This window comes from Carboxylicivirga marina, from assembly GCF_016612505.1.
Classification (GTDB): domain Bacteria; phylum Bacteroidota; class Bacteroidia; order Bacteroidales; family Marinilabiliaceae; genus Carboxylicivirga; species Carboxylicivirga marina.
The window spans coordinates 1-497 of sequence record NZ_JAENRR010000170.1; the positions used below are offsets into that span (position 1 = coordinate 1).

The 497-nt window shown below is 33.2% G+C and carries 1 protein-coding gene; it reads right to left on the reverse strand.

Features of this window, described 5'->3' with window-relative positions; all coding sequences use genetic code 11:
• A partial coding sequence (locus tag JIV24_RS22545) for a hypothetical protein (RefSeq protein WP_234445931.1) occupies nt 1-255 on the reverse strand: 255 nt, incomplete at its 3' end.
• Between the last annotated feature and the right edge of the window lie 242 nt (nt 256-497).

Here is a 497-nt window from a genome sequence, read left to right on the forward strand (position 1 = left end):
ATTTAGTTGTTTACATACTAACAGGCGGGAGCAATTTTTGATCAAATTTGCGTAATGAAAGATCTGCACCCTTAATTTATAAGCCATAGAATTTTTAGCTTCTACTATAATTTGGCTCTTAAGACTGTCAACCACTGTCATTAAAACGATTGGATTTTTACTTCGTTCCAATGTAAGAACAGCTTTATTTTTCTTCGTTGCTATACTATCCATGCCGTTAATTACTATAGCTGGTCTAGTAGTTTTTACTGTCATGTAGGTGGTCGATTGGTTTAATAGGGTCGCACATGAAGTAAATAGAAAACTTAAAATTAATATGGTAATCCATTGTTTCATTTAGTCGTAATCTTTGGTTTTGGTTGCACACAACTTATCGATATACAACCCTATGCTTTATATCGTCCATGTAAGTGATTAAAAAAGGGTGCAGATCTTTCATTACGCGAATTTGATCAAAAATTGCTCCCGCCTGTTAGTATGTAAACAACTAAATATTA